General features: G+C 68.3%; 5 protein-coding genes and 1 pseudogene. 2 read left to right on the top strand and 4 right to left on the bottom strand.

The genetic code is table 11. The features are described from left to right. The 4 genes from AC2W7C_RS14890 to cobS form a co-directional block, all read right to left on the bottom strand. The coding region (locus tag AC2W7C_RS14890; protein ID WP_486002114.1) for a sensor histidine kinase at positions 1-530 on the bottom strand (530 nt) is incomplete at its 3' end. A gap of 11 nt (positions 531-541) precedes the next feature. Next, on the bottom strand, positions 542-1,186 hold the full coding sequence (locus AC2W7C_RS14885) for a hypothetical protein (RefSeq protein ID WP_486002113.1): 645 nt from the start codon (positions 1,184-1,186) through the stop codon (positions 542-544). Between the two features lie 103 nt (positions 1,187-1,289). Continuing rightward, positions 1,290-1,595, bottom strand: coding sequence for a GIY-YIG nuclease family protein (locus tag AC2W7C_RS14880; RefSeq protein ID WP_486002112.1), 306 nt, complete (start codon positions 1,593-1,595; stop codon positions 1,290-1,292). 152 nt (positions 1,596-1,747) lie between these two features. Further along, positions 1,748-2,752 carry a cobaltochelatase subunit CobS gene (cobS, locus tag AC2W7C_RS14875; protein ID WP_486002111.1) on the bottom strand — a complete coding sequence of 335 codons (1,005 nt, stop codon included), beginning with the start codon at positions 2,750-2,752 and terminating at the stop codon, positions 1,748-1,750. A gap of 124 nt (positions 2,753-2,876) precedes the next feature. Here cobS and AC2W7C_RS14870 point away from each other — a divergent pair, with 124 nt between their 5' ends. Together AC2W7C_RS14870 and AC2W7C_RS14865 are read left to right on the top strand one after the other, a co-directional pair. Continuing rightward, entirely contained in the window at positions 2,877-3,503 is a 627-nt protein-coding gene (locus tag AC2W7C_RS14870) for a TetR/AcrR family transcriptional regulator (RefSeq protein ID WP_486002110.1), read from the top strand. A 5-nt stretch (positions 3,504-3,508) separates the two neighbouring features. Then, positions 3,509-3,698 (top strand): annotated as a pseudogene (locus tag AC2W7C_RS14865) (secretion protein HlyD); the annotation flags it as partial.

Here is a 3,698-nt window from a genome sequence, read left to right as displayed (position 1 = left end):
CGCCGGCGGCGGCGGCCTTCGGCCAGTTGCTCGAAGGGCTGGAAGATGCGCTCGCGCTGATCCTCGGGCACGCCGGGACCTTCGTCGTGGACCTCGAAGGCCAGATCGACACGGCCGTCGGCGGCGGGGCGCGCGCGGGCGACCAGGCGGATCGCCCCGGAGGGCGTCAGCTTCAGGGCGTTGGACAGGAAGTTGATCAGCACCTGCTCGACCTTGCCGCCGTCGGTCCGGACGGCGAAGTCCTCGGGGCGGCCGTCGCGTTCGATCTCCAGGGACAGGCCCAGCTCGGCGACGCGGACCCTCCAGACGCGGGCGATGGCGGCGACGGTCTCGGCCAGGTCGACGGGCTCCAGCCGGGCCTCGGCCTGGCCGGACTCGATCTTGGACAGGTCCAGCGCCCCGTTCAGCAGGCGCAGCAGCATGCCGCCGGCGTCGGCCATGTCGCGGACCAGGTCCGCCTCGACCTTGGAGCGGCGGCGGCCCTTCAGCACCTCGGCGATGCCCAGGATGACGTTGAGCGGGGTACGCACCTCGTGGCTGATCACCGCCAGGAAGCGGGACTTGGCCTGGTTGGCGCGTTCGGCGGCGGCGCGTTCGGCCTCGGCGGCGTCCAGCGCCACGCCCAGGGCGCGGGAGCGCTCGGCCAGGTCGACGTAGAGCTCCACCGTCTGGCGGTCGCTGCGGCCTGGCGCCAGGCCGAGCCGACGACGCCCAGGACGAACAGGACGGCGCTGGTCAACAGGACGACGTCCCAGCCGGCCTCGCTCCAGGCGATGACGCCGATCATGATCGCCGGCGGCAGGACGGCGGCGGCGAAGCTCAGGCGGCTGACGTGCACCTGCAGCGCCCCGACCATCAGGTTGCCGCCGATCAGCAGCAGGAGGTGTTTCAGGTAGAGCGGCTCGAACCGCCAGGCGACGAAGACGAACAGGGCGACGTGGGTGGCTAGGGCCAGGGTGATCGTCTCGGTGCCCCATTTCAGCCGGGCTCCCGCTCCCGGCCTGTCGGGATTCAGCCGCGCGCGCTCGACCAGGCGCCAGAGCAGGAGGTAGAGGGCGAACTGCGGAACCAGGAAAGCGGCCGTCCAGGTCCAATCCAGCAGCCACAGCACGATCGCCGCCACGCCAAGGACGGACAGGATCCGCACCGGGAACATGTCCCGGTACCGGCCGGCATATGCCCGCACATAATCGGCGTTCTGAACCACCGTCGCCCACTCGAATGAAGCTTACGGTGGGTTGTGTAGGGGGATCGGGCTTAAAGAGCGGTCAAGAAGAGGTGCTACTGCGCTATGCGGTGACGTAGTCTTCCAGCATATCGCGCCAGGTTGGATTGCGTCCCTCGATCAGGAGCAACTTCCAGGATCGCCGCCATTCCTTTATCCGCCGCTCGCGACGGAAAGCGCCAGGGCGCGTCTCGTGCCATTCGACCCAGACGAGGATCTTGCAGCCATACTGTTTGGTGAAGCCGTCATGCGTCCCGTTCCGATGCTGTTGGACCCGGACCCAAAGTTTGTCGGTGTGGCCGGTGTAGATGGCGCCATTGCGCCGATTGGCCATGATGTAGACCCAGAACCCGATCGGTCCCTCGCGCATGACGCCCTCCACCGCTCATCCTGGCGAATGCCGGGACCCAGATGGAAGATCTGGCGGGTTGGAAATCAAGTTAAGGTTGTGGATCGCCGCCGGGTGAGATCGAGTTCTGCAATCTGGGTCCCGGCATTCGCCGGGATGAGCGGTGGAAAGTTCTACCCCACCTTCACCCGCGTCGCCGCCTCGGGCAGATCCTCGCCGAACGCGCGCTGGTAGAACTCGGCGATCGTGGGCCGCTCAAGCTCATCGCACTTGTTCAGGAAGGTCAGGCGGAAGGCGAGCCCGATGTCGCCGGCGAAGATCTGGGCGTTCTGGGCCCAGGTGATGACCGTGCGGGGGCTCATGACGGTGGAGATGTCGCCGTTCATGAAGGCGTTGCGGGTCATGTCGGCGACGCGGACCATGGCGGCGATCTGACGGCGGCCCTCGGCCGTGGCGTACTCGGGCGCCTTGGCCACGACGATCTCGGTCTCGACGTCGTGGTCCAGGTAGTTGAGCGTGGTCACGATGTTCCAGCGGTCCATCTGGCCCTGATTGATCTGCTGGGTGCCGTGGTACAGGCCCGAGGTGTCGCCCAGGCCGATGGTGTTGGTGGTCGAGAACAGGCGGAACCACTTGTTCGGGCGGATGACGCGGTTCTGGTCCAGCAGGGTCAGACGGCCCTGCGCCTCCAGCACGCGCTGGATGACGAACATCACGTCCGGGCGGCCGGCGTCGTACTCGTCGAACACCAGGGCGATGGGGCGCTGGATGGCCCAGGGCAGCATGCCCTCGCGGAACTCGGTGACCTGGCGGCCGTCCTTCAGGACGATGGCGTCCTTGCCCACCAGGTCGATGCGGCTGACGTGGCTGTCCAGGTTCACGCGGACCAGCGGCCAGTTCAGGCGGGCGGCGACCTGCTCGATATGGGTCGACTTGCCGGTGCCGTGATAGCCCTGGACCATGACGCGGCGGTCGAAGCTGAAGCCGGCGCAGATGGCCAGGGTCGTCTGCGGGTCGAAGCGGTAGGCGTCGTCGATGTCGGGGACGTGGCTGTCGCGACCATCGAAGACCGGCACGGTCATGTCGCTGTCGATCCCGAAGAGCTCGCGCACGCTGGCGTGGCGGTGCGGCTCCAGCGTCAGCAGGGGATCGGGCGTCGAGTCGAGGGGGGAGGTCATGGCGCACACTTAGAAGCCCCGCGCAGCAGGGTCCAGCCCATGGGGGCGGCGGCTGGAATAACGATGCTTTACAGCGTGTGTCGAGCGAGTTAATAACTGACCGGTCAGTTATAAAGAGCCCTGCATGCTGCCGCCCGGCGAACCGAAATTCCGTCGCCGACCCGCCGACCGCCCGGCCGAGATCCTGGCCGCGGCGCTGGAGGTGTTCGCCGAGCGGGGCTTCCACTCGGCCCGGCTGGAGGAGGTGGCCAGGAAGGCCGGCGTGTCGAAGGGCGCGCTGTATCTCTATTTCGAGACCAAGGCGGACCTGTTCCGGGCGGTGGTGCGCGACGCCATCTCGCCCAATCTGGAGCAGGTGAAGGCGATGGCCGCGGCGGCCGCGCCGTTCGACCAGGCGGCGCGGATGGGCCTGGGGCTGCTGGCGCGCAAGGTGGTCACCGACCGGCGGATCACGGGCGTGGTCAAGCTGGTCATCGCCGAAAGCCGCAACCACCCCGAACTGGCGACGATCTGGCACGAGACGGTGGTGGAGCCCGGCGTGACGCTGATGAGCGGCCTCATCGCCGAGGCGCAGAAGCGCGGCGAGGTGCGGGCGGGCGATCCGCGCCTGTTCGCCTTCAGCCTGATGGGGCCGATGGTCCTGTCGATGGTGTGGCGCGAGACGTTCGAGCCGGTTGGGGCCCAGCCGATCGACGTCGGCAGGCTGGCCGACCAGCATCTGGACACCGTCCTGAAGGGGATGAAGCCATGAAGCGGATGAGACCTGTGCTGGCGATCGCCGCGATCGCCGTGCTGGGCGCGATCGTCTGGGCGCTGTTCCTGCGGGCCGGAGAGCCGCGGACGCTGACCGGCTACGTCGAGGGCGAGCGGGTCTATCTGGCGGCGCCGGTCTCGGGCGCGGTGGCCGAGCTGTACGTGCGCGAGGGCGGCCGGGTGGCGGCCGGCG

It is taken from the genome of Brevundimonas sp. CURTG3B2_SDJG (genome assembly GCF_057364705.1).
This window is presented reverse-complemented; position numbering and strand designations above follow the sequence as displayed.

Excerpts from the sequence above, each read along its gene's own strand:
- cobS (WP_486002111.1), bottom strand. The coding sequence starts at position 2,752 with ATGACCTCCCCCCTCGACTCGACGCCCGATCCCCTGCTGACGCTGGAG.
- AC2W7C_RS14870 (WP_486002110.1), top strand. The coding sequence starts at position 2,877 with ATGCTGCCGCCCGGCGAACCGAAATTCCGTCGCCGACCCGCCGACCGC.
- AC2W7C_RS14880 (WP_486002112.1), bottom strand. The coding sequence starts at position 1,595 with ATGCGCGAGGGACCGATCGGGTTCTGGGTCTACATCATGGCCAATCGG.